This is a genomic window from Rhodoglobus sp. G.S.4 (assembly GCF_056619605.1).
Genome location: NZ_CM152748.1, coordinates 1 through 25,089, shown reverse-complemented (window position 1 = coordinate 25,089; position 25,089 = coordinate 1). Strand labels below are relative to the sequence as shown.

Annotated in this window: 23 protein-coding genes and 2 tRNA genes; 10 read left to right on the top strand and 15 right to left on the bottom strand. The window is 56.4% G+C overall.

The window, feature by feature from the left end:
- Positions 1-86 precede the first annotated feature (86 nt).
- From AC061P_RS00125 to pknB, 8 genes are all read left to right on the top strand, one after another.
- A complete protein-coding gene (locus tag AC061P_RS00125) occupies positions 87-803 on the top strand; it encodes a M23 family metallopeptidase (protein WP_480391511.1) in 717 nt (238 codons plus the stop codon).
- Between the two features lie 79 nt (positions 804-882).
- Positions 883-1,599, top strand: coding sequence for an FhaA domain-containing protein (locus tag AC061P_RS00120; protein WP_480391510.1), 717 nt, complete (start codon positions 883-885; stop codon positions 1,597-1,599).
- Positions 1,596-2,126 carry an FHA domain-containing protein FhaB/FipA gene (locus tag AC061P_RS00115; protein WP_449647886.1) on the top strand — a complete coding sequence of 177 codons (531 nt, stop codon included), beginning with the start codon at positions 1,596-1,598 and terminating at the stop codon, positions 2,124-2,126. The genes AC061P_RS00120 and AC061P_RS00115 overlap by 4 nt, the downstream gene beginning before the upstream one ends.
- 4 nt (positions 2,127-2,130) lie before the next feature.
- A complete protein-coding gene (locus AC061P_RS00110; RefSeq protein ID WP_449647885.1) occupies positions 2,131-3,375 on the top strand; it encodes a Stp1/IreP family PP2C-type Ser/Thr phosphatase in 1,245 nt (414 codons plus the stop codon).
- Entirely contained in the window at positions 3,359-4,804 is a 1,446-nt protein-coding gene (locus AC061P_RS00105; protein WP_449647884.1) for an FtsW/RodA/SpoVE family cell cycle protein, read from the top strand. The genes AC061P_RS00110 and AC061P_RS00105 overlap by 17 nt, the downstream gene beginning before the upstream one ends.
- Complete coding sequence (locus tag AC061P_RS00100; RefSeq protein ID WP_449647883.1) at positions 4,801-6,255, top strand: peptidoglycan D,D-transpeptidase FtsI family protein; 1,455 nt, start codon at positions 4,801-4,803, stop codon at positions 6,253-6,255. The genes AC061P_RS00105 and AC061P_RS00100 overlap by 4 nt, the downstream gene beginning before the upstream one ends.
- Complete coding sequence (locus AC061P_RS00095; RefSeq protein WP_480391509.1) at positions 6,252-7,919, top strand: protein kinase domain-containing protein; 1,668 nt, start codon at positions 6,252-6,254, stop codon at positions 7,917-7,919. Before AC061P_RS00100 ends, AC061P_RS00095 begins: the two co-directional genes overlap by 4 nt.
- A gap of 69 nt (positions 7,920-7,988) precedes the next feature.
- Positions 7,989-9,713 carry a Stk1 family PASTA domain-containing Ser/Thr kinase gene (pknB, locus tag AC061P_RS00090; RefSeq protein WP_449647881.1) on the top strand — a complete coding sequence of 575 codons (1,725 nt, stop codon included), beginning with the start codon at positions 7,989-7,991 and terminating at the stop codon, positions 9,711-9,713.
- A 40-nt stretch (positions 9,714-9,753) separates the two neighbouring features.
- Here the strand turns inward: pknB and AC061P_RS00085 are convergent, their stop codons facing one another.
- Genes AC061P_RS00085 through AC061P_RS00075 form a run of 3 tightly spaced genes read right to left on the bottom strand, consistent with a single transcriptional unit; the run spans position 9,754 to position 11,317 of the window.
- A complete protein-coding gene (locus AC061P_RS00085; RefSeq protein ID WP_449647880.1) occupies positions 9,754-10,389 on the bottom strand; it encodes an anthranilate synthase component II in 636 nt (211 codons plus the stop codon).
- Positions 10,386-10,544, bottom strand: coding sequence for a hypothetical protein (locus AC061P_RS00080; protein WP_449647879.1), 159 nt, complete (start codon positions 10,542-10,544; stop codon positions 10,386-10,388). The genes AC061P_RS00085 and AC061P_RS00080 overlap by 4 nt, the downstream gene beginning before the upstream one ends.
- The gene (locus AC061P_RS00075; protein WP_449647878.1) at positions 10,544-11,317 is read right to left on the bottom strand and encodes a class E sortase; all 774 of its coding nucleotides are present in this window, start codon (positions 11,315-11,317) and stop codon (positions 10,544-10,546) included. The genes AC061P_RS00080 and AC061P_RS00075 overlap by 1 nt, the downstream gene beginning before the upstream one ends.
- Before the next feature lie 81 nt (positions 11,318-11,398).
- Between AC061P_RS00075 and AC061P_RS00070 the strand changes: the two genes are divergently transcribed.
- The gene (locus AC061P_RS00070) at positions 11,399-11,629 is read left to right on the top strand and encodes a cell division protein CrgA (protein ID WP_449625563.1); all 231 of its coding nucleotides are present in this window, start codon (positions 11,399-11,401) and stop codon (positions 11,627-11,629) included.
- 59 nt (positions 11,630-11,688) lie between these two features.
- Here the strand turns inward: AC061P_RS00070 and AC061P_RS00065 are convergent, their stop codons facing one another.
- Complete coding sequence (locus tag AC061P_RS00065) at positions 11,689-12,402, bottom strand: rhomboid family intramembrane serine protease (protein ID WP_480391508.1); 714 nt, start codon at positions 12,400-12,402, stop codon at positions 11,689-11,691.
- A gap of 125 nt (positions 12,403-12,527) precedes the next feature.
- Positions 12,528-13,067: a peptidylprolyl isomerase gene (locus AC061P_RS00060; protein WP_449647876.1), complete on the bottom strand. Its 540-nt coding sequence runs from the start codon at positions 13,065-13,067 to the stop codon at positions 12,528-12,530.
- A 133-nt stretch (positions 13,068-13,200) separates the two neighbouring features.
- Between AC061P_RS00060 and AC061P_RS00055 the strand changes: the two genes are divergently transcribed.
- Positions 13,201-13,746 carry a hypothetical protein gene (locus tag AC061P_RS00055; RefSeq protein ID WP_449647875.1) on the top strand — a complete coding sequence of 182 codons (546 nt, stop codon included), beginning with the start codon at positions 13,201-13,203 and terminating at the stop codon, positions 13,744-13,746.
- A gap of 246 nt (positions 13,747-13,992) precedes the next feature.
- Here the strand turns inward: AC061P_RS00055 and AC061P_RS00050 are convergent.
- From AC061P_RS00050 to dnaA, 10 genes are all read right to left on the bottom strand, one after another.
- A tRNA-Ala gene (locus AC061P_RS00050) sits at positions 13,993-14,065 on the bottom strand.
- A gap of 29 nt (positions 14,066-14,094) precedes the next feature.
- Positions 14,095-14,168 (bottom strand) — tRNA-Ile (locus tag AC061P_RS00045).
- 48 nt (positions 14,169-14,216) lie between these two features.
- Entirely contained in the window at positions 14,217-14,624 is a 408-nt protein-coding gene (locus tag AC061P_RS00040) for a DUF3566 domain-containing protein (RefSeq protein ID WP_449647874.1), read from the bottom strand.
- On the bottom strand, positions 14,617-17,193 hold the full coding sequence (gyrA, locus tag AC061P_RS00035) for a DNA gyrase subunit A (protein WP_449647873.1): 2,577 nt from the start codon (positions 17,191-17,193) through the stop codon (positions 14,617-14,619). The genes AC061P_RS00040 and gyrA overlap by 8 nt, the downstream gene beginning before the upstream one ends.
- Positions 17,194-17,252: 59 nt before the next feature.
- A complete protein-coding gene (gyrB, locus tag AC061P_RS00030; RefSeq protein ID WP_449647872.1) occupies positions 17,253-19,250 on the bottom strand; it encodes a DNA topoisomerase (ATP-hydrolyzing) subunit B in 1,998 nt (665 codons plus the stop codon).
- Between the two features lie 165 nt (positions 19,251-19,415).
- Positions 19,416-19,916, bottom strand: a complete 501-nt coding sequence (locus AC061P_RS00025; RefSeq protein ID WP_449647871.1) for a DciA family protein — start codon at positions 19,914-19,916, stop codon at positions 19,416-19,418.
- On the bottom strand, positions 19,909-21,072 hold the full coding sequence (gene recF / locus AC061P_RS00020) for a DNA replication/repair protein RecF (RefSeq protein ID WP_449647870.1): 1,164 nt from the start codon (positions 21,070-21,072) through the stop codon (positions 19,909-19,911). The genes AC061P_RS00025 and recF overlap by 8 nt, the downstream gene beginning before the upstream one ends.
- Positions 21,073-21,084: 12 nt before the next feature.
- Positions 21,085-21,981, bottom strand: a complete 897-nt coding sequence (gene gnd / locus AC061P_RS00015) for a phosphogluconate dehydrogenase (NAD(+)-dependent, decarboxylating) (protein ID WP_449647869.1) — start codon at positions 21,979-21,981, stop codon at positions 21,085-21,087.
- A 3-nt stretch (positions 21,982-21,984) separates the two neighbouring features.
- Positions 21,985-23,130, bottom strand: coding sequence for a DNA polymerase III subunit beta (dnaN, locus tag AC061P_RS00010; RefSeq protein ID WP_449647868.1), 1,146 nt, complete (start codon positions 23,128-23,130; stop codon positions 21,985-21,987).
- Positions 23,131-23,456: 326 nt separating this feature from the next.
- Complete coding sequence (gene dnaA / locus AC061P_RS00005; protein ID WP_449647867.1) at positions 23,457-24,872, bottom strand: chromosomal replication initiator protein DnaA; 1,416 nt, start codon at positions 24,870-24,872, stop codon at positions 23,457-23,459.
- Positions 24,873-25,089 lie beyond the last annotated feature (217 nt).

The window sequence follows — 25,089 nt, the reverse complement described above, 5'->3', positions numbered from 1 at the left end:
TGTGTCCGAAACGCCGGGTTCAACCAGACATGATCCAAAACTGCCGAAATTGGCAGTGCACAGACCACACCCCTGGGGGTTACCGCGTGAAACGATTGCTGACACTCAGCGCAATCATGGCTGTCGTCGTGAGCGTGACTGTTCCAGCCGCAGCACACATGGAACCGGCTTCTCGCGACATTGTTTCCACTGCTTCCGCAGCATCGGCATCCGCAGTTCTGCAACAGGCTTCAACCGTCGCATCAGCTGAGGCCACCACCTCAATCCCCAGCCAGTCCTTCGCATCATCGGCAGATGCCGAGATCAGCCCAGCAACCCGCGACGCCATCAAGGTAAAGAAGCTCGTTGTTGAGCCCGTCGCTCCCGTTTACACCCCCTCAGGCCCCTCGGGTTCCTTCGCAGGCTCCTACGGCGGCGCTTTCGCCGGCTTCCTCGCCGTCTGGCCTGCAAACGCCCCCGTCAATGACGGCTTCGGCTACCGCGGTGCCGGAGAATTCCACGGCGGAATCGACATCATGACCGGCAGCGGCATGACCATCGTTTCCGCATCTCCCGGCGTCGTGACTCAGGTCACCTACGGCGGAGGCTGGGGCCAGTACATCAAAATCGATCACGGCAGTGGAGTCTCCACCCTTTATTCGCACATGATTCAGGGCTCGCAAATGGTTTCCCCCGGCCAAACAGTTGCCGCAGGAACCCCCATTGGTTTGAGCGGAAGCACCGGTTATGTCACCGTCGCCCACCTCCACTTTGAGACCTACGTCAACGGCACGCGCGTTGATCCGATGGGCCTCCTGCCCTAATTGCTCGGCGTCGGTAACGGGTTAGCCTCCCTTAACAGCTAACATCGACGTACTACAACGAGCTATCACGAGGAGAGCTTTGGGTCTTCTGGACAACTTTGAGCGAGGTCTCGAGCGTGCCGTTAACGGCGCATTCGCTAAGACCTTCAAAAGTGGTCTGCAACCCGTCGAAATAACAAGCGCATTGCGCCGTGAACTCGACACGCAGGCCGCTGTAGTGTCGCGCGACCGTATCCTCGTGCCCAACAACTTCACGGTGCGCCTCAGCCAAACGGACTACCAACGGATGTCCGGACTCGGGTCAACACTCATCTCAGAGCTCACCGAACTAGTGCAGCGCCACGCCACAGCCCAGCACTACTCCTTCTCTGGCGGAATCGGCATCACCCTCGTTCCCGACGACGCCCTCAGCCAAGGAATGATCGAAGTCGATTCGGTCAGCGTCAAAGGCACCGTCGCGTGGACTCCGGTACTCGAAATCAACGGCACCCGGCATCCCCTCGTTCATTCACGCACCATCATTGGTCGAGGCAGTGAAGCTGACATCACCGTCGACGACAACGGCATCTCTCGCAAACATGTCGAAATCTTGTGGGACGGTTCCAAGGCCGAAGTCAACGACCTCAACTCCACAAACGGCTCCAAATTGAACGGATCTCCCGTCTCTCGCGCACCACTCGCGCCAGAATCCGTGATTGATATCGGTCGAACCCGTATCGTGTTCCGTGTGCTTGCCCAATCTGCAGATGTCGACCAGCCCGCTGACCGCCGCAACGACCGGGGGTTCACCCGATGAGTGAACTCACCCTCCTGCTGCTGCGCGTCGCCTTCCTCGCCATCATGTGGGGCTTCATTTTTGCCATCGTCTACGCGCTGCGCTCCGATCTCTTCGGAGAAAAAGTCCGACGGATGCCCGTGCAGAACACCGCCACGCCGTCCGCACCCGCAGCACCAACCACTCCCGCCGCTTCGCCCGTTGCAGCACAACCCACGCGCCCAGTAGCGCCTGCTCCCGCTTCCGGAAACTCCCTTGATGCCACACGACTCGTCATCGTGTCTGGCTCAAAAGAGGGACTCGAGATTTCTTTGCCAGATGAACAGCTCACGATCGGTCGTTCGAGCGAATCTGGTTTGGTCATCCGTGACGATTACACGTCAACTCACCACGCTCGATTGTTGCGCTGGGCTGACAGCTGGGTTGTTCAAGACCTCGATTCCACAAACGGCACCTTCTTGGCCGGCCAGCGCGTGAGCGTTCCGACGCCGATCCCGTTGAATACGCCGATCAAGATCGGTACAACCAGCTTCGAACTGCGACGGTAACTGGATGGCCAATTCGGGCAACAGTGCTGCCGCATCCCATGTGGGTAGGGTCCGCGCAAATAACCAGGACTCGGCCTACGCCGGCAGCCACCTGTTTATTGTCGCGGACGGCATGGGCGGTCACGCTGGTGGCGATGTAGCGTCAGCGATCACCATCAAACACCTCGTTGAAGCCGACCGCGTTTTCGAGACCGCAGAAGAAGCAGCAGAAATTCTGCACGAGACTCTGCTTGCTGCCAACAACATCCTGTCTGAGACCGTAATTGAGCACAACGAGCTCACCGGAATGGGCACCACCGTCAGCGGCATGGTTCGCGTTGGCAACAAAATGGCCATGGCCCACATTGGTGACTCACGCATTTACTTGCTGCGTGACGGCACGATGACTCAAATCACCCACGATCACACCTTCGTTCAACGTTTGGTCGAGAGCGGGCGCATCACTCAAGAAGAGGCGGCCGTGCATCCACGTCGCTCAGTGTTGATGCGGGTATTGGGTGACGTTGATGCGTCTCCCGAAATTGATACTGATGTTCTTGAGACGAAGCCTGGCGACCGGTGGTTGCTGTGCTCCGATGGGCTGAGCAGTTTTGTCACAGAAGACAAGATCGCCGCAACGCTACGCCGAGTCACCGATGCGGATGCCGCAACCGAACGCCTCGTACAGGCCAGCCTCGACCAAGGGGCTCCAGACAACGTGACCGTGGTGCTCGTCGATATTGGTGATGACAATTCATCTGCCCACACCCCACCGATTACGGTCGGCTCGGCTGCGTCTCCGCTGTCGTTCGAGCCCTCAAGCTCTAAGAAGCCAGTTCGCCTCCCCAATTTGCTTCTGCACCCCCTCAAAGCAACGCAGCCTGACGATAGCCACTTCGAGCCTGAATCTGATGAGTACTACCAGGCGATCATCCGTGAAGATCGTCGTCGAGTTCGCCGTCGTCGTATCTCCTGGATCGCGTTCATCACGATCACTATTGCGGTGATCACTGGTGGGCTCGTTGGTGGTTACCAGTACACCCAATTGCAGTTTTACGTGGGTGCTGACGATGGCCAGGTTGCGATCTATCAGGGCGTGCAGCAAGACATCGGCCCCATTTCGATGTCGCACGTCTACCAAATCACTGACATTCGAGTGGTCGACCTTCCCCTGTACCGCCGCGCCAGCGTTGAAAACACAATCAACGCCCACGACCTTGAAGATGCCCGCCGCATAGTGAGATTGTTGTCTGATGCCCGCATCCCCTAGCCAAGACGTTCGCGCCTCGGCATCGGCCGGCCCGCGAGCGATCACCGAAAACATCCGCCTCAGGCTGCGGGTGCCCGCTCGGCTGCGCAATCTTGAACTGCTGCTCGTAATCATTGCGGTGGCAATCAATCTTGGGTCGATCGCTCTTGTTCAGTTGGGGGCAATCGGCCATCTCGGTTTCACCGTGCTTGGGCTCTCGGGTCTGCTTGGCGTGCTGGTGTTCGCGATGCACATCACTTTGCGGGTCACTGCACGGGATGCCGATCCTCTGATTCTGCCGATCATTACTGTGCTCAATGGGCTCGGTATCGCCATGATCTACCGCCTCGATTTGGCGGATGAGCTCACGGGCTGGAGCAGCGGCGGCGTTCGCCAGATTGTCTGGACGGGCATCGCGATCATCATTGCGATGGCGGTTCTGCTCATCATCAAGAACCACCGGGTGCTGCAGCGTTACCGGTACATTGCCATGTTCAGCGGTATCGCTCTGCTGCTCTTGCCGCTCGCTCCTGTCATTGGCGACACTCGTTTCGGTGCCCGCCTCTGGGTTCAGATTGGTGCGTTCTCGTTCCAACCGGGTGAGCTCGCCAAAATTGCTTTGGCGATTTTCTTCGCCGGTTACCTGGTCTCGGCTCGTGACTCGCTTTCGATGGTCGGTCGCAAAGTGTTGGGTATGACGTTCCCGCGTGCCCGCGACCTTGGGCCCATCATCGTCGTCTTCGTGGCGTCGATGCTCGTCTTGATCTTCCAGCGCGACATGGGTACTGCCCTGCTGTATTTCGGCCTCTTCTTGGTAATGATCTATGTCGCGACCGGCCGTTCTAGCTGGATTCTGCTCGGAATGGCCATGTTCTTGGGCGGCGCGTTCGTTGCTAGCCGCTTCCTCACCTACATTTCGGGTCGCATCGATGCGTGGCTCGATCCTTTCAACCCGGATGTCTACGACGCGACCGGTGGCAGTTACCAGCTAGTGCAGGGCTTGTTTGGCCTCGCAGACGGCGGGCTCATTGGCACCGGACTTGGACGCGGCAGCCCCCAGATCACTCCCCTCGCCGAGAGTGACTACATCATCTCGGCGCTCGGCGAAGAGTTGGGCCTTATCGGCATCTTCGCAATCTTGGCGCTGTACCTTCTGTTTGTGTCTCGTGGATTCCGGATCGGCTTTGCCGGTCAAGACGATTTCGGCCGCCTCCTCGGGGTCGGTCTCGCTTTCGTGATCGCGCTGCAAGTCTTTGTTGTCATTGGCGGGGTCACGCGCGTGATTCCTTTGACAGGACTTACGACACCCTTCCTCGCTGCTGGTGGTTCATCTCTGGTTGCCAACTGGATCATTGCCGCTCTCTTGCTGCGACTTTCTGACACGGTGCGCCACCAACCACAACTGGTTATTGAGCCATCCATCGAAAACCGATTGGTGGTGGGGCAGTGAACCGCGAACTCAAGCGTGTGAGCACTGTTGTGTTGCTCATGTTCGTGAGCTTGTTTATTTCAAGTTCCGTGATTCAGGTTGTCACTGCCGACAGCCTGCAGGCGGATGGTCGCAATGTGCGCACTCTGTATGCGAGCTACTCGGCCGAACGTGGTCCGATTCTCGTTGATGGTGAGCCGATCGCACTGTCCCAACCTGTCGACGACGAGTTCAAGTTCCTGCGGGTCTATCCGAAGGGCGAGCTCTACGCTCCCATCACCGGCTACCTCACGCTCAATCAGGGAAACACCGGACTTGAGAGTTCGCTCAATGACTACTTGAGTGGGTCATCCAACGATCAGTTCTTTGATCAGGTGAATGCAATTCTGACGGGTCAGAATCCGACGGGTGCTGCCGTCGAACTCACCATCGACCCTGTTGTTCAGCAGGCCGCTTGGGATGCTCTCGGCGACTACAAGGGCGCTGTTATCGCGATCAAACCCAAAACGGGGGAGATCTTGGCGATGGTGTCGAAGCCGACCTTCGACCCTAACGAGCTTGCCGTCCACAACACCTCAGCGGTGATTGAGGCCTATGAGAGACTCCTCAACGACCCGGACGCCCCCTTCTTCAATCGCACTCTCGCTGGTCCGTTGGATCCGCCCGGCTCCACCTTCAAACTTGTTGTCGCAGCGGCAGCCCTAGAGAGTGGCGACTATACGGGCGATAGCGACTTCCCGAATCCGGCAGAACTGCAACTGCCCGAGAGCACATTCAAGATCAGCAACGCAAACAGCGGAACTTGCGGCGCTGGCGCGTCAGCAACGATCGCTACCGCGATCCGACTCTCCTGCAATATTCCCTTCGCTCAGCTGGGTGATGCCCTCGGCGCCACTGCCATTCGCGACCAAGCAAACAAGTTCGGGTTCAACGAGAGCGTTTCTGTTCCTCTGGATTCGACCGAAAGTGTTTACCCGCGAGCCCTCGACCGTCCGCAGACAATGCTTTCGGCATTCGGACAGTCAAGTGTTCGCGCATCCCCGCTGCAGATGGCTATGGTTTCGATGGCCATAGCCAACAGTGGAACGCTGATGCAACCCAATCTTGTTGAGAGCATCATGGCATCTGATCTCACAACTATTCAGTCCTTCGAGCCGACCCTTTTTGGTCAAGCGATCAGCCCGCAAACCGCTGCGGCCCTCACCCAGATGATGGTTGATGGAGTCAACAGCGGTGCCGCGAGCAGTGCCAGAATAGACGGGGTCGACGTCGCAGGTAAGACCGGTACAGCAGAAAACGGAGTCGGTGAGCCATACACGCTATGGTTCACAGGGTTCGCGCCGGCAAATGATCCAGAGGTTGTAGTGGCGGTAGTAGTTCAGGATGGTGGTGGACTGGGACAGTCCGGCACCTCAAGCGGTATTTCCGCACCAATTGGGCGTCAAGTACTAGAGGCGGTGCTAAACAGATGAGACCGACCAGTGGGCTCACTTTCGGGGGCAGATACCAGCTTTCCAGTCGCGTAGCGATCGGTGGCATGGGCGAGGTATGGCAAGCAACAGACCTCGTGATTGGCCGAACCGTAGCCATCAAGATTCTTAAAGACGAATACCTGGGTGACCCCGGGTTCTTGGAACGGTTCCGCGCTGAGGCGCGCCACGCTGCCCTCGTCAACCATGAGGGCATCGCCAACGTCTTCGACTATGGCGAGGAAGAAGGCAGCGCCTACCTCGTGATGGAACTCGTTCCCGGTGAAGCACTCAGTGCCATCATCGAACGTGAGCGCGTACTCGACCCTGACCGCGTGCTCGATATGGTCGCCCAGACGGCAGCCGCACTTCAGGCCGCCCACGCTGCTGGCCTCGTTCACCGCGACATTAAGCCGGGAAACCTTCTCATCACGCCAGAAGGCCGTGTGAAGATCACCGACTTCGGTATCGCCAGAATTGCTGACCAAGTGCCACTTACGGCAACGGGTCAAGTCATGGGAACAGTGCAATATCTGTCTCCTGAGCAGGCAAGTGGCCACCCCGCTTCGCCAACCACCGACATTTACTCCCTCGGCGTCGTCGCCTACGAAGCCCTCGCAGGACGTCGCCCCTTTACGGGTGAATCCCAAGTCGCAATCGCCATGGCTCAGATCAATGAGACTCCGCCTGAGTTGCCGATGTCGGTTTCCGAACCCGTGCGCAACCTTGTGTACGCCTGCTTGGCTAAATCGCCCGGCGATCGTCCGGCATCCGCATCGCATCTTTCTCGTGCAGCACAGTCATTGCGCCGCGGAGATATTGCAGCAGCGGCAGCAGCAGTGCCCGGAATTCTGGGAGACAACTCTCACGCGGCCACCGTTGGACTGAACTACGGCAACGCCACGCAAGCAACCCGCGTACTCAATACGGCGGGAGCTACCGGAGTCACCACCACCGCGGTCGTTGACGAGCCCAAGAAACGCAACCCGTGGACCTGGCCCATCGTCGCGCTCATCTCTTTACTAGCCGTTGTGCTGATCGGCGCAATCATTGCCCTGCTGGCAAACCCTGAGGAACAAGCCCCGATCGAGACTTCCGGAACACCAACCTCGAGTTCGCCGACACCGTCGGCGACACCGACGGCAGAGAAGGTCGAGCTCACCGAAGCCGAACTTCTTGACCGCAAACAGGATGCCGTCGAGTCGATTCTCGCCGATAAGGGCCTCGTGCTCGCTGCCGAGACAGGAAGCGCGGCGCCGTCTGCTGAGAAGGTCGGCTTCTCCTACCGTGCCGCACCAACCGGAAACGTCAACAAGGGCGAAACCATCACGGTGTACTTCTACGACAAGGTCGCGGTCACGCCGACGCCGACCCAACCGTCGGCGAACACCCTCGACCCTCTCGGTCCCTATGCAGGGTCAGCAGAAGTGACCGTCAAATGGGCTGACTATCAAGGATGCCCAGCCGGGCATCCGCGTTCAGGGTTCAGTTTCCTCGTGCAGGGCGCCACCATCAACGATGGCAACGCGAGCCGCGGCCCGAACGAGACCCAATTCACGATCACCCTTCCCCCCAATTCGGGAGACACGGCCACTATCTCGTACACCGCTTTGTGCACAGATCTTGAGTCGCCATCATCCGAGCCGGTCACCGTAACCATTCCGTGAGCCGCCGTCACGACAGGCAGCACATAGACTAGAGCGGTACTTTCTGCAGAGTGAAAAAGGAGTGAACTAGTGAGCGAAGGCGTTGCACAGGGCGTACGCCAGCTCGCTGGGCGATACCAAATTGGCGAGCTTCTCGGCCATGGTGGAATGGCCGATGTTCACCTCGGTATGGATTCACGCCTCGGGCGCCGAGTAGCGATCAAGCTACTTAAGCCTTCACTAGCTAACGATCCTGCCTTCCGCACTCGCTTTCGTCGCGAAGCTCACGATGCAGCAAAAATGGCTCACCCCACGATCGTGCGCATTTTTGATGCCGGCGAAGAGTCGGTCATCGACTCGACCGGACACGAGACGCTCATTCCGTTCATCATCATGGAATACGTCGACGGTCGACTGCTGAAAGACATCGTTGCCGAGGGTCCGCTTGCTCCCGCTGAAGCAACGCGAATTGTGGCGCAGGTGCTTACCGCTCTGGAATACTCCCACCGCGCTGGGGTCGTCCATCGCGACATCAAGCCAGGCAACATTATGGTCACCACGGGCGGCCAGGTGAAGGTCATGGACTTCGGCATCGCGCGTGCCGTCTCTGACTCGGCCGCCACGATTGCCGAGTCCAGTGCCATCGTTGGCACAGCTCAGTATTTCTCTCCCGAGCAAGCACGTGGCGAGAGTGTGGATGCCCGCTCCGACCTTTACTCCACCGGCGTCGTTCTGTTCGAACTTCTCACCGGGCAGCCACCATTTACCGGAGAAAATCCGGTCGCGGTCGCGTACCAGCACGTCAACTCCGAGGCGACGCCGCCAAGCACCTCAACCGCCGCAGTTTCTCCGGCCCTCGACGCAGTTGTGCTCCGTTCGCTCTCGAAGGATCGTTTCGATCGCTATCAGAGCGCTGCCGAGTTCCGCACCGATGTTGAGACTGCGGCTGCCGGTGCTGTTCCTGAGCGCAAGCAGCTGGCTTCCACAGACTTCAATGCCACGCTGTTTGGGGTAAACCCGAACGCCACTGCTGGCAGCGATGCCACTTTCCGCCAGCTCGCTGTTGATCAGAACGATCGCGCACCGCGCACTCAGAACCGCCCACCAGTGGCGTGGATCTGGGGCGGTATCGCGCTCATGACTGTTGTCATCATCGCGGTTGTTGTGTGGGCGTTTAGCTTAGACCCGGCACAACTCGGCGGCACGACCGCAGTGGATATGCCCGATGTTGCCGGCATGACCTACGAGGAGGGCGAGGCTCTTCTCACCGAGCTTGAGCTTGAGCCTAAGCGCGTCAATCAGACCAGTGAAACCATCGACGAGGGTGTCATCATCCGTACCGATCCGGGTCCTGGGCAAACTGTACCCATCGGGCTGCAAGTTGAAGTTGTTGTTTCACAGGGTCGCACTACCGTGACTGTTCCTGACGTCAGCAATATGCAGGAGGCTGCAGCAATTAAGCTGCTTGAGGCTGCAGGTCTCGTCTACGGCACGAGCTCTCAGACTTACTCGCCCAACCTCAAAAAGGGCACCGTCATTAGTTCCGATCCTCGCGGGGATGCCGAACGCACTTCCGATGGATCGATCATCCGCGAGGGTGAGACTGTAAACCTCGTTGTCTCAAATGGTTTGGTGCAGATTCCTTCGGTCACAGGGAAAGATATCGGCGAAGCGAACACGACGCTCACGGCGCTTCAGTTGAGCGTAAAGCTCACCGCAGACTTCAGCTGTTCAGGTAACACGGTCAGCTACCAGTCGATCATCGGCGACCAGCCGCAGAAATCAGAGATCACGCTCCAGTACTGCGCTGGCTAACTCAGCGATTCACGCTGGCACGCTCGTTGCCAGAGGCTTGCTAGTTGTGAACGAGAGGCGTCAACGTCTTGGCCAGTGCGGGAGCATCGGCCATGCCAACCTTCGATAGCCAGTTTCCGAGCATCAGGTATCCACCCTCGGTGAGAACTGACTCAGGGTGGAACTGCACACCATAGACCGGCTGCGATTCGTGCTGCACGCCCATGATCACTCCGCCGGGAGTGCGCGCGGTGATCTGGAGTTCATCAGGCAGCGTGCCATCAACAATCGCCAACGAGTGATAGCGGGTAGCCGTGAATGGTTGCGGCATATCCCGGAAGATCAGGCTGTCGTCATGCTCGATCAGCGAAGTCTTGCCGTGCATCAACTCATCAGCATGAGTAACGGTCGCCCCCAGTGCTTCAGCGATTGCCTGGTGGCCCAAGCACACTCCAAAGAGCGGCTGACCTGAAGCCAGAGCAGCATGAACGATCGGGATGCTCACCCCGGCATCAGCCGGAGTGCCGGGACCCGGCGAAAGCAGCACGGCGTCGTAGTCAGCTATCGCTGCCGCCGCGTCATCCGCGCTAAAAGCATCGTTGCGCAACACTTCGGTAGTGGCGCCCAACTCAAGGAGATAACCGTTGAGCGTGTAAACAAAACTGTCGTAGTTGTCGATGACAAGAATGCGGGTCACTGTTGCACCGTCGCATCCAGTGAAGTCACGAACGGTAGTGCCCACGGGAATACCCAGGCAAAGAGCACGGCTACAATCACGGCGATCAGCACAAGCAGAATGAGAACGCGGACGAGGGCGGGTCCCGGGAGAACACGCCAGAGGGAAGCGTACATTAGCCAGCTCCTTCACGGTTTTGGGCGATTGCTGCGATCTCGCTTGGTGCGCCTTCCGAGCGCGGATACCACGTGTCATAAACGGCATAGGCGATGATGCGTTCATCAGCGGTGTGAATGGGATTGCAGCTGGTCATTGTCATGAGGCGATCGCTGGCGACAGCGCCATCGAACTGCGGAACAGGGTTGAGAACCCCAACGCCGGATGCCGGAACATACTCGAGCGAGCGGAAAACATAGCGATACCAGCCGGCTTCAGTCTCAACGTAGACGCTGTCACCGAGCTGAAGCTTGTTGATGTCAAAGAAGGGGTCACCAAAACCGGTGCGATGGGCGGCGACCGCGAAATTGCCGATCTCGCCAGGCATCTGGGTTCCTACATAGTGCCCGACACCTTGAGTGTTGAGCACTTGCCTCAGGTTGACGCTCTCGGCGATGGGTCGCGCGTAGTCGGCACCGAATCGGGGAACGATGAGAGTTCCGAAGGCCACAGCCTGTGCTGGTGCCTCCGCAACGACGGGTACACCGGGGTCGGCTCTTTCGTCGGGAGCGAGCTTGACCGCTTCACCCTTGTTCCACTCTTGACTGAGCTCGAGGGCATCGTCACGTTGGGCGTTACTCACAACGATGTTGTTTACCCAGGTTTGCCAGACGAGAAAAAGCAGCACGATCACGCCGGCGGTAATGAAGAGTTCGCCAAGGATTCCGATCACGGAGACAGACCGAGATGGCTTCGCGCCGCGGCGCACTCGCCGTCCGTCTTCGAGAACCATACCCACAATTCTACGTGTTGTGACCGCCTGCTTTCCTCGCGGTTGTTCGGCACCCAGGGCGTTCGCGCTAGAATTTCCCTCATGGCCCGTAACTCTGCAGAAAACTCTCCATCACGTCCCGCTGAGGACGCCCCCAACGCGGTCTGGTTCAAGCCCGTCATGTTTGGCTTTATGCTGATCGGCCTCGCGTGGATCATTGTGTTCTACGTCAGCAACCAGCAATTGCCGATTGCGTCGCTCGGCAGTTGGAACATCTTGGTTGGCTTCGGCATCCTTTTCGTTGGATTCCTGATGACCACTCGGTGGCGCTAGAAATTACACGCGTGTAGTTATACCCAGTGTTAATAAACCTGTGGATAACTTTTAGTCACTTATAGAACGAAGATCCGCACGAGGGTCAGGGCCACTAATCCGGCGCCGACGAGTGCTACGAGAGCGATCTCGGGAATCGATGATGTCTTGTTGCGCTGGCGCAAAAAGACAAGGGCGAGAATCGCTCCCGTCACGAGACCACCGACGTGGGCTTCCCACGAAATATTGAGTCCGGGGATGAAGCCGGCGACGAGGTTGATCGCGAGCACGATCAGCAATACGCGGTTGTTCACACCCATCCGACGCTGAATGACGAAGAACGCAGCAACGATTCCGAAAATTGCTCCGGAGGCTCCGAGCACGACTGACCCCGGTGCGATCAGTAGCACTGCCACCGATCCTCCCAGGGCGCTGATCAGGTAGAGAGCGAGGAATCGCGCGCGCCCAAGGGGGATCTCTAACGCCCTACCGAAGATGAATAGCGTGAACATGTTGAATCCAACATGGAAGATCGAGCTCGGCGAGTGAAGGAATGCCGACGTGATCATTCGCCACGGTTCTGAGGCGGTTAGCGGTGGGTAGTAGACCAGAGCCTGAGTCACGCCGCTGCCAGGGATGAGCTGAAGCAGGAAGATCGCTACGGTGAGTGCTATCAGCGTGTAGGTAACTACCGGCTTGCCCGTAGACGCACGAGCTGCTCTGACGAGAACGGGCTTGCGTTTTGGTCCGTTGGCACGGGCCTCTGCGATGCATTCGGGGCAATGTACGCCCACAGCCGCCTGTGTTTGGCAGCTGGGGCATACCGTGCGCCCGCATCGCTGGCATAGCGTATAGCTCTGCCGATCTGGATGCCGATAGCAATAGTTGCCGCTGGCATCCGGCGATGAGGTCACGAAGTTTAGACCTCGTCGATCGTGACACTCTCGATGACAACGTCGGTGAGTGGCTTATCGCCACCGTCGGTGTCGACGGCTTCAATCGCGTCGACGACCTTGCGTGAATCGTCATCGGCCACGGCGCCGAAGATGGTGTGCTTGCCCTGCAACCACGGGGTAGCAACGGTAGTGATGAAGAACTGCGAACCGTTGGTTCCCTTTCCTCCACGCGTGCCGGCGTTTGCCATAGCAAGAATGTAGGGGGCTGAGAAGTTGAGCTCGGGGTGGATCTCGTCGTCGAAGTTGTAGCCGGGGCCGCCGATGCCCTTTCCCAGTGGGTCGCCGCCCTGGAGCATGAACTGCTTGATGATGCGGTGGAAGATCACGCCATCGTAGAGAGGCGCTGTAGTCTTCTGACCGGTGGCGGGATGCGTCCATTCGATGTCGCCCTTGGCGAGACCAACGAAGTTTGCAACGGTCTTCGGCGCGTGGTTGCCGAAAAGGTTGAGACGGATTTCTCCGAGATTTGTCTTGATAGTGGCAACTGCGGTGTGTTGAGACATAAGGTCAATTCTTACATAGCCAACCTGTGCCTATGATCCGGGTTACTCAGGGTGCTCACAGCCAAAGCAGTGCGCACACAGAACCCGGCGTGGCAGTATGGAATAACTGTTCGACCATCTTTGGAGGTTTCCCGTGGCACTAACTCGCAAACGCCGCAAAGAACTCAAGCGCTTAAAGGGTCAAGCTGAAGACCTGTGGAGTGACCAGCGAGAATTGCTGGAGCATGCTTCCGCTGTCGTACGTGAGGCGAGCCATCAGGCCGCCAACTACGCTCGCGAAGAGGTCAGCCCCAAAATTCACGACACTCTCGACTCACGGGTGAAGCCTGCGGTGTCGTCGTCGATCGCTGGTGCCCGCTCAGCGGCCGAAAGCACCAAGAGCAAGATCAAGGGCGATGTTCTGCCTGCTGTGACGTCAGCGCTCGGCACAGCGCTTGCCGCACTTGAAGTAGCCAAGAACCAGCAGGTTCGGGATGCTTTTGCTCGCGTATCGGGCTTGGCAGTAACCGCTGGTGAAAAGACTGGCATCGTCAAGCCTCAACCCAAGTCAGCAGGCTTCGGTCGCTACATCCTGATCGGCATCGGAGTTGTCGCAGCGGTTGGCGTCGCCTACGCCGCTTGGCAAACTTTGCGCGCCGATGACGACCTATGGATCGACGACGAAGCAGAGGCTATCTAGCCTCCACTCCACCCGGCGAAGATTGCCGCTGGCTCACCCACGGTTGAGCCCAAACCTCTTAACGAGTTCAGGCCCGGTTCATTTCGAACCGGGCCTGAACTCGTTTCGGGCGAAAACCTAGGCGAGGCCGTCGTGAGCGAAGGAAACTCCGCGTTCATGACTTGTCCGTTCACCCACCGCGCGAGCCTTTGCAGAAACGCAAAAACCCCGGCCAGATGACTGGCCGGGGTTTTCGTTGTCGTGCTGTGGAGCCTAGGGGAATCGAACCCCTGACCTCCTGCTTGCAAAGCAGGCGCTCTACCAATTGAGCTAAGGCCCCAATTAAGGAATCTCTTGTGAAGATTCCAGTGGGGGTACGTGGACTTGAACCACGGACCTCTTCGTTATCAGCGAAGCGCTCTAACCGCCTGAGCTATACCCCCGTTGGGCAGATACGAGAGTATCGCATTCTGGCCGTTTGACGTAATCGACTAGTTGTTAGTGAAACCCACGAGGATTCCACCGGTCAGTCGCACGCTGAAGTTATAAAGCATACTCGCAATCGCACCCAACGCTGTACCAACCAAAACGTTCAGAATTGCGACGACGAAGGAGAATCCAGCAACCTGGGCGAGCGAGAAACTGGTCGCGACGCTAAAGCTCTCATCACTGAGGATGTCGCGGAAGATCTCGTCTACTTTTCCGAAAATTCCTGTGGAGTTCAGAACGATCCACACCAACATCGATGCGACAACAAGAACAATTCCGAGTGATACTGCCACCAAGAACGAGAACTTTACAGCCGACCAGAAGTCGACGTAAACCAGCTTGAGTCGTACTTGTTTAACCGATGTTTGACGTTGCGACTTGCGCTGCAACTTCTCTGCGACACTACTCATCTACCGACTCGTCCTTCCCAGCAGGGGCATCTTCGCTCAGAACGCTACCGTCTTGAGCTTCAAGTTCTTTATTTTCTAGATTTCGTTCGCTGTTTCGTGCGATCGCAATGATCTTGTCTTCGGCTGCGAATCGAGCGAAGACAACGCCCATAGTGTCACGGCCCTTGGCCGGAACCTCAGCGACAGAAGAGCGTACCACCTTGCCACTGGCAAGAACCACAAGAACTTCGTCGTGGTCTCCGACCATCAAAGCACCAGCCAAATCGCCTCGTGCGCCGTCGAGTTTGGCGACCTTGATACCCAAGCCACCACGACCCTGAACGCGGTATTGATCCGCTGAAGTGCGCTTCGCAAAGCCGCCCTCAGTAACGACAAAGACGTAGCCACTCTCGGGAACAACACTCGCACTCAGCAAGCGGTCATCCTCACGGAAGCTCATACCCATCACACCGGACGTCGATCGACCCATTGGTCGAAGTGCCTCATCGGATGCCGTGAAGCGAATCGACATTCCCTTGCGAGAAACCAGCAGAACATCGTCGCTGCTCTCAACGAGCATGGCCGAGACGAGTTCATCTCCCTCACGCAGGTTCACGGCGATGATTCCACCACTGCGGTTGGTGTCGTACTCGGCAAGAGCAGTCTTTTTGACGAGACCGTTGTGAGTAGCCAATACGAGATAGGTGGCTGTCTGGTAGTCGCGGATGTCGAGGATCTGTGCAATTTCTTCACCAGGCTGCAGTGCCAAGAAGTTGGCAACGTGCTGGCCCTTGGCATCCCGACCGCCCTCCTGCAGTTCGTACGCCTTTGCCCGATAGACGCGACCGGTGTTGGTGAAGAACAGCAACCAGTGGTGCGTCGTGGTGACGAACAGGTGGTCGACGATGTCATCCGCCCGAAGCTGGGCACCCTTGACTCCCTTGCCACCCCGGTGCTGGCTGCGGTAGTTGTCGCTGCGGGTGCGCTTGACGTACCCGCCGCGAGTAACGGTGACCACCATCTCCTCTTCGGGGATGAGATCTTCCATGCTCATGTCGCCGTCGAAGCCCATCATGATCTCGGTGCGGCGATCGTCACCATACTTCGCGAGCAGGTCAGTAAGTTCTTCACTAACGATGTCGCGCTGGCGTTGTTCGCTCGCAATGATCGCTTTGAACTCGACAATTTCGAGCTCAAGAGCATCATGCTCGTCGGTGATCTTTTGACGCTCAAGCGCGGCGAGTCGACGCAGTTGCATGTCGAGAATCGCGCGGGCCTGAATTTCATCAATCTCAAGAAGCTTGATGAGTCCCTCGCGGGCATCCTCTACTGTCGCCGAGCGACGAATCAACGCGATGACCTCGTCGAGGGCATCGAGAGCCTTGAGATAGCCGCGCAGAATGTGAGCTCGCTCTTCGGCCTTTCGCAGGCGGAAGGCTGTGCGGCGAACAATGACTTCGATTTGGTGAGTAGCCCACGCGGTAATAAAGCCATCGATCGATAGCGTGCGCGGAATGCCATCCACGATCGCGAGCATGTTCGCGCCAAAGTTTTCCTGCAGCTGCGTGTGCTTGTAGAGGTTATTGAGAACAACCTTCGCTACAGCATCTCGCTTCAGCACGATGACGAGTCGCTGGCCGGTGCGACCTGAGGTCTCATCCCGGATGTCGGCAATGCCGGCGAGCTTGCCGTCCTTGACGAGGTCGGCAATTTTCAGTGCCAGATTGTCAGGGTTTACCTGGTACGGAAGCTCGGTGACGACGAGGCAAGTGCGACCCTGGAGCTCTTCAACATTGACAACGGCACGCATCGTGACCGAACCACGGCCAGTGCGGTACGCATCCTGAATACCTTTGATGCCCAAGATCTGCGCACCGGTCGGAAAGTCTGGCCCCTTGATGCGCTGAATGAGCGCTTCAATGAGTTCCTCTTGTGAAGCCTCGGGGTGAGCCAAGTGCCAGAGAGCACCTTCGCCGACCTCACGAAGGTTGTGTGGCGGAATGTTTGTGGCCATACCGACCGCGATTCCCACTGAACCGTTGACGAGCAGGTTCGGGAAACGGCTCGGAAGAACCGTCGGCTCCTGAGTGCGGCCGTCATAGTTGTCTTGGAAGTCGACGGTGTCTTCTTCAATGTCCCGCACCATTTCCATAGCAAGCGGGGCCATCTTGGTTTCGGTATAACGGTGGGCAGCAGCGCCGTCGTTTCCGGGTGATCCAAAGTTTCCCTGGCCAAGGGCCAGTGGGTAGCGAAGACTCCACGGCTGCACCAAACGAACGAGGGCGTCGTAGACCGACGAGTCACCGTGCGGGTGGAACTGGCCCATGACATCACCGATAACACGGGTGCACTTGGAGAAGCCCTTATCTGGGCGGTAGCCACCGTCATACATCGCGTAAATAACGCGACGGTGCACAGGCTTCAATCCATCGCGCACTTCAGGAAGCGCACGGCCCACGATGACGCTCATTGCGTAGTCGAGGTAGGAGCGTTGCATCTCCAACTGGAGATCAACCTGATTGATCTTGTCGTGACGCGTGTCTACGGGTGCGTCTTCGAAGGTCTTCTTCGGAGTTTCTTCGTCAGCCATTAAGTTTCAGTTCCAGTCTGTGTCAGTCGCGAATGCGGGCGCCGTGTGCTCTGCTCGAGCTAGATGTCGAGGAAGCGGACGTCTTTGGCGTTGCGCTGGATGAAGTTTCGGCGAGACTCAACGTCTTCGCCCATGAGAGTCGAGAAGATTTCGTCAGCTGCTGCTGCGTCATCCAAGGTGACCTGAAGCAATGTGCGAGTAGCGGGATCCATCGTGGTTTCCCACAGTTCCTTGTAGTCCATCTCACCAAGACCCTTGTACCGCTGGATGCCGTTGTCTTTGGGCATGCGCTTTCCTGCCGAAAGGCCCATCTCGGTGAGAGCATCGCGCTCAGCATCGCTGTAGACGTATTCGTGCTGGGCGTTGCTCCACTTGAGTCGGTACAACGGCGGCTGTGCGAGATAGACGTAACCCAAATCGATGAGCGGGCGCATGTAGCGGAAGAGGAGAGTCAGCAGCAACGTGGTGATGTGTTGTCCATCAACATCAGCATCGGCCATCAAAACAATTTTGTGGTAGCGAGCCTTCTCGGGATCGAAGTCTTCACCAACACCGGCACCGAATGCCGTGATCATGGCTTGGACCTCGGCATTGCCGAGCGCGCGATCGAGACGAGCCTTTTCTACGTTGAGGATTTTGCCTCGCAGCGGGAGGATCGCCTGGAATTCTGGGTTGCGACCCTGAACGGCTGAACCACCTGCCGAGTCACCCTCGACCATGAAGATTTCAGAGAGTGACGGGTCTTTGCTCGAGCAGTCGCGCAGCTTTCCGGGCATTCCGCTCGATTCAAGCAGTCCCTTACGACGAGTCTGTTCGCGCGCCTTGCGGGCGGCAAGTCGTGCTTGGGATGCCTGAATGGCCTTGCGAATAACATCGCGGGCCTGCGTGGGGTTGCGATCAAACCAGTCCCCGAGCTGCTGGCCGGCGATGCGCTGAACGAACGCCTTCGCTTCGGTGTTGCCGAGCTTAGTTTTGGTCTGGCCTTCGAACTGCGGTTCGCCGAGTTTGATGGAGATAACTGCGGTCAGACCTTCACGAACATCGTCACCGGAGAGATTTTCATCCTTTTCCTTGATGATGTTCTTTTCGCGGGCGTAACGGTTAACCAGTGTGGTTAGTGCGGCGCGGAAGCCTTCTTCGTGGGTTCCGCCTTCGTGGGTGTTGATCGTGTTTGCGTAGGTGTGAACGCTTTCGGTGTAGCCGGCAGTCCACTGCATGGCCACCTCTAGCGAGATGCGCTTCTCGGTATCTTCCGATTCAAAGGCGATGACATCCGGATGAATGAGCTCGTTCTTCTTGGCTTTATTCAGGTATTCGACGTAGTCGACCAGACCGCGCTCGTACATGTAGCTCTCGACGACTTCTTCATCGTCGGGACGCTCGTCGGTGATCGTGATGCGCAGACCCTTGTTGAGGAAGGCCATCTGCTGAAAACGTGCACGTAGAGTTTCGAAATCAAACTCGACGGTCTCGAAAGTCTCTTTGCTCGGCCAGAACGTTTGCTGCGTTCCGGTTTCTTCAGTGCTCTCGCCCTGGGTTAGCGGTCCAACGGGAACACCATTGGCGAAACTCATTCGCCAGACATGTCCTTGACGGCGAACTTCAGTGTCAATCTCAGCCGACAATGCGTTCACAACAGAAATACCCACGCCGTGGAGTCCACCGGAAACTGCATAGCCGCCTCCACCGAATTTTCCGCCGGCGTGCAGCATTGTCATGACAACTTCGACCGTGGACTTCTGTTCCTGCTGGTTCAGATCAACAGGAATTCCTCGACCGTTGTCTCGCACTCGAATGGAGCCGTCTTTTCGGATCCACACGTTGATCGTGTCGCAGTAACCGGCCAGAGCCTCATCGACAGAGTTGTCGACAACTTCATAGACGAGGTGGTGTAATCCACGCGGGCCAGTGGAACCGATATACATTCCGGGGCGTTTGCGAACCGCTTCAAGACCCTCAAGGATCTGGATTTGATCGGCACCATAGCTATCAGCGGCAACATGACCGTTGGCAATGATCTGGCTCTCGGGCACGTCGTTTTCGGGCGTCGATGTCATCTGAAGTTAGGCTCCTGCCGCTAGTTCACACTCGCCATTCAGAGCTGGTACTCCAGAAGGAGGTGCGTCTGACGGCTTCAGATATTCTAACAAATTCCGAGAGCCTACGACGGTCAAATTGCGTTCTACGGGAGTTTCTTTAGTGACGTGACCTATTTTGCCTTGTTAGCCGTAAGTATCGCGCGGGCCCCGGCCTGGAATTGATCTGGGGCCTCTTTTCCAAGAAGGGGCGTTGGGGCCCTCAAAGCGCACGGTGTCTACACCTGCTTCTGGATACTGCTGCGCGATCGTCGTAGAGATCCGTGAACGCATCAACCTCAGCTGTGTTGCCCACGCAGTCGAATCACAGCGCACAGTCAGTACACCCTCTTCAATACCAACCGGTTCAGAATGCTCCGCTGTTTCTTCACCGACGATTTGTGGCCAACCTAACAACAATTCCGAACGGGCAAGCGGAGAACTCCACCCCATACTGTTCGTCAGGCTATCCATAACATCCCCAAGTCCGTGGGGATCACGTCCTGGTGCAAACGGAACACTTGTTCCCGGCTCTTTCTTGTCACGCTTGCGTGCCATGTACGAGCGTTTCGATGGGTCACCGAAAACCTCGCGAAATCTCAAATAGACCGCAACGTGTTCGTCAACGGCGGGATCGCGATCATTCATCTGTGACAACCTCACCAGCGCGGATCCGCACAACGTTCGCGGCAAGTTGCTCGGGAACATCACCAAAAACTGCTGCCGTGATGAGTACCTGCTCAAAATTTGAGATTGAGGCCGCAAGTCGTTCCCGACGCGATTGATCAAGCTCAGCAAAGACATCATCCAAAATCAGGACCGGATCGCCGGCAGATGATTCGCGGCGCAATAGTTCGGCTGAAGCAAGTTTCAGAGCAAGGGCAAAAGACCATGACTCACCGTGACTTGCGTAACCGCGTGCCGGCAGCCCGTTTAGCCCAAAGATCAGGTCATCACGATGTGGGCCGACGAGAGTAATCGCACGGTCTCTCTCTGCTTTTCTCACCGACTCCAGGGCTGCGGTGAATGCCGTCGTCGCGTCAGCGACCGAAATTATTTCTCCAACCTCATTAGTTGCCACGGCACTGTCTTGATCATCTTGACGCGAAATGATGCTGAGAGAATTCGCCAACGAGGCACCATGATCCGCACCAACAATTCGTTCGTAGGACTGCGAAACCTCAGGACTGAGATCAGCAACAAGCGCACTTCTGGCGCTGATAATTTCTGATCCAAATTCGATAAGGCGTTCATCCCACACATCAAGCGTGCTCAGCTGTGCGTCACGGATTCCTGACGCGCGAGCAGATTTCAACAGCATGTTTCGCTGCTTCACCACTCGCTCATAGTCCGACATCACTCCACTGAACCGTGGCGAACGCAAAACAAGTAGGTCATCAATAAACCTGCGACGGCCGGAAGGTTCCCCACGCACGAGAGCGAGATCTTCAGGCGCGAAGAGAACGCTGGAAAAATATCGAGGAAGCTCTCGCGTTCGAATGGCGGAGCGATTAATCTGTGCGCGATTGGCACCACTGCGATTGATCTGCACTTCAGCCAAGAATTTTCGTTCATTGTGTTCAAGGCGAACTCGAATGATCGCGGCATCCGTATTTTGACGAACCATGGCGTGGTCGGTTGAGACCCGATGGGAACCGAGAGTGCTGAGAAATCCCAGTGCCTCAACCAAATTGGTCTTTCCTTGACCATTCGAGCCGACAATGAGGGTTGGGCCAGAGGTGAGTTCTAGGCCAAGAGACTCGTAATTACGAAAGTCTTTGAGTTCAACGTGGGTAACAAGCATCGCCGTCGAAGCTTAACTCTTGCGGACGCTATGCCCACCGAACTGATTACGGAGAGCGGCAACAGCCTTCATCGACGGTGAATCCTCTTGACGTGAAACGAATCGAGCAAAAATTGCGGCGCTAATAGTCGGCACAGCAACAGCCTGATTGAGCGCTTCGTGCACGGTCCAGCGACCCTCCCCAGAGTCTTCGACATATCCGGCTATGTCGGCGAAATCAGGATCTTCTTCGAGTGCTTTCACGAGAAGTTCAAGCAACCACGAGCGAACGACGGTTCCGCGCTGCCACGCCTTGAACGAACCTGGCACGTCTTTCACGAGATCTTTGCGGCTATCGAGAAGTTCGAAACCTTCAGCCCAGGCCTGCATTAGGGCATATTCGATACCGTTGTGAACCATCTTGACGTAGTGTCCAGCTCCGACAGGACCGGCGTGAACAAATCCTTCATCACGGGGGCCTTCAGGGCGAAGGGCATCAAATATTGGCATTGCTCGTTCGATATCGGATGCTTCACCACCGGCCATGAGCCCGTATCCGTTTTCGAGGCCCCAAATTCCGCCTGACACCCCAACATCCACAAATGCGATGTTGCGGGTTGCAAGCTGCTCGCGATGAATTTCATCATCAGTAAATCGAGTGTTTCCACCATCGATCACTAGGTCTCCGGAATCGAGAAGACTTTCCACATCTGTAATTACAGAATCTGTGACCGGGCCAGAGGGAACCATTACCCAGATGATCCGCGGCGCTGGCAGCGCGTCCACCAGATCGGAAAGTGTCGCGACGTCGCTGACTTCAGGGTTGGGATCATATCCAGTGACGGTGAGCCCTTTGGCTCGCATACGCTCACGCATATTGCCGCCCATTTTTCCCAGGCCAATAATTCCAATGTGCGTGGTGTTGCTCATGTGTTACCTCAACAACAGGTTTGGCTGCAGCAAATACTTGTAGTTGTCACTCCCCGGTTGGTCTTTCGACGACTGGCTAGTGATGAGAACGGGGCCCGGCTTATTGGGGTTTTCCGTCTTCGTGAAGGAAATGCGCACAAATTCGGAGTGAACAGAACTGAGACCATCGATCAGGAATTGAGGCTTGAGTGAAACAACGGTGTCATCGCCGGTCAAGAATGCATCAATCGTTTCGGAGGCTTGAGCCTGCTCAGATCCGATGGCCTCAAGAGTGACACCTTCAGTCGTGAAAGTGAATCGGAGAGCTGCTTCACGCTCAAGTACCAGTGATACTCGGCGCACTGCTTCGATGAGTTCCGCGGTATTCATGACCGCAAAGTTGTCCACAGTTTCAGGGAACAAGCGACGCACCGGTGGGAAGTTCCCTTTGATGAGCAACGACGTCACAGTTTTCTTATCCGCCTGGAAAGCGATGAGCTCTCGCTCATCTGTGCTCGTGATGGCTACGGAAATTTCACCGCTGTTCGCGAAAGTCTTTCCGATCTCGACCAGCGTCTTCGCAGGAACAAGAGCCGTAGCAGATTCGACTCCGGATTCCCCGGCGTTCCACTCGATGTCCCGCACCGCAACGCGATAGCGGTCGGTGGCTACGAGCGAGATGTTGTTTTCAGATACTTCAAGTTGCACTCCGGTAATCACCGGGGTGACATCATCTCGTGACGCTGCAACTGCAACTTGAGCGATCGCTGCCGAAAAGAGATCTGCCTTGAGAGTTCCCACACGGTCAGATATTTGAGGAAGAGTCGGGTACTCCTCGACCGGCATGCTCGAGAGCGTGAAATGTCCTGTGCCGCAGGCAACGGTAATTTTGTTGTCTTCGGTGCTAAAACGCACTGGTGCATTGGGTAGTCGGCTGGCAATTTCTGCGAGAAGCTTGCCAGAAACCAGCACTCGACCTGGTTCATCAACATCAGCGGTGATCTGGGTTCGAGCAGAAACTTCGTAGTCGAAGGATGACAAAGTCAGACCCTCATCGGTCGCTTCAATCAGTACACCGCTCAAAATGGGCAGCGTCGTGCGCTGCGGCAGCAGTTTGACTGCAAACGAAACCGCCTCGCTGAAGACATCACGATTGACCTGAAACTTCATGAACCACCCCTAACCGGATCAAGCTCTGGCCGTTAATACTGGCACAGCCGATCCACTTGCGAACCACAGGTTATTTGGGATTCAAATTTCATTCTTTAAAGGTCACACTCTTAACCACTGTGGATTGTGTGAATAACTCATCAGATTTCTTGTAACTACTGGAAACTACATCCGTGTGACTTGTTGAGGAGACGGGGATAAATGTTCAGTTGGCAGGGGAAACTCGAATGACAAGAATTCGCAATTCCACAGAACGAGTCTGTAGTTCAACAATCTTTCCGGCGAGTTGAAAGAGTTATCCCCAAGTTATCCCCAAGTGGAATTAGCTAACTTTTTCCAAATCGATGGTTCTGTTTGATGCGACTGGTGAGTTCAGTGACCTGGTTGTAGATCGAGCGGCGTTCTTTCATGAGCTCAGTAATCTTCTTATTCGCGTACATCACGGTTGTGTGGTCGCGATTACCGAAGAGTTGCCCAATTTTCGGCAACGAGAGGTTAGTCATCTCCCGACACAGGTACATCGCGATCTGGCGAGCTGTTGCTACTGCTTGTGAGCGGGAGGAGCCATACAGGTCATCTACTGTGAGCTTGAAGTAGTCAGCGGTGTGATTGATTATGTCGACGGGTGCAATCACATTGTCGTCGTCGAGGGTGATGAGATCTTTCAACACGGTCTGAACGAGGGCCATATCAACCTCGGTGCGGTTGAGGCTAGCGAATGCGGTGACTCTAATCAGAGTTCCTTCGAGCTCGCGAATGTTTGACGAGACCTTCGATGCCATGAATTCGAGGATGTCGTTTCCGACCTGCATCTTCTCGCTCTGAGCTTTCTTGCGAAGAATGGCGATCCGAGTCTCAAGGTCTGGCGCTTGAACATCAGTGATCAGACCCCATTCAAAGCGTGACCGCATCCGGTCTTCGAATCCGGTGAGGTGTTTAGGAGGCAGGTCGCTCGTGATGACCACTTGCTTGTTGTGATCGTGCAACGTGTTAAAAGTGTGAAAGAACGCTTCTTGAGTGGAGTCTTTCCCTTGCAAAAACTGGATGTCGTCGATCAACAAAATGTCAATCTCTCGGTAGCGAGACTGAAATACCGACGCCCGGTTATTGGCAATCGAGTTGATGAAGTCGTTGGTGAATTCCTCTGAGCTCACATAACGTACGCGGATGCCCGGGTACAGGCTCTGGGCATAATGGCCGATTGCGTGGAGAAGGTGGGTCTTACCTAACCCCGATCCTCCGTAAATGAAGAGGGGGTTATACGCCTTAGCCGGCGCTTCGGCCACAGCGACCGCTGCAGCATGAGCGAATCGGTTTGATCCACCAATTACGAAGTTGTCGAAACTGTATTTCGGGTTTAGGCGAGAGTCACTTCGTCTCGGGGCCGACTGCTCGATCGGCTTTTGTGGTGTTGGCTCGATATAGGGCTGCTCGGTGTGAGGTATTTGTTGAGAAAGAGCATCCTGTTGGATATCTGGATTAACCACGGTGGCGAAGTTGTTGATGGCGTGTTCGTCACTGAGCAAACCGATAGCGTCGAGAAGAGGCTGGCGCAGTCGTTGTTCAAGCATCCCGCGGGTGAGTTCATTGGGAACTTCGAGATACAGAGTTCCTGCCATGACACCCTTGGGCTCAACCAGGCTGACGAATCCCTGAAGTTGTGGCGTAATTCGCTCATCTCCATCGAGATGTCCGAGAACCTCGTGCCACAGCTCGTTAGTCGGGTCGGGTGTTTCCGACATTTCTTCCCCATCCCTTGGTGCTATTTACTCACAGGCTTATCCACTGCTGAGTACAGCTATTCTCGCTGATTTACTGGACTTTATACGCCGTTGTGCACTGACTCTCACCTTAGTTGTCCACAGCATGTCGTTACCAATAACGATGTATTCTGTGTGGATAATGCGCCGTTGTACAAAGTGTGGTTTGACCGCATGGGTTTAACGCCGTAGTTTTAAT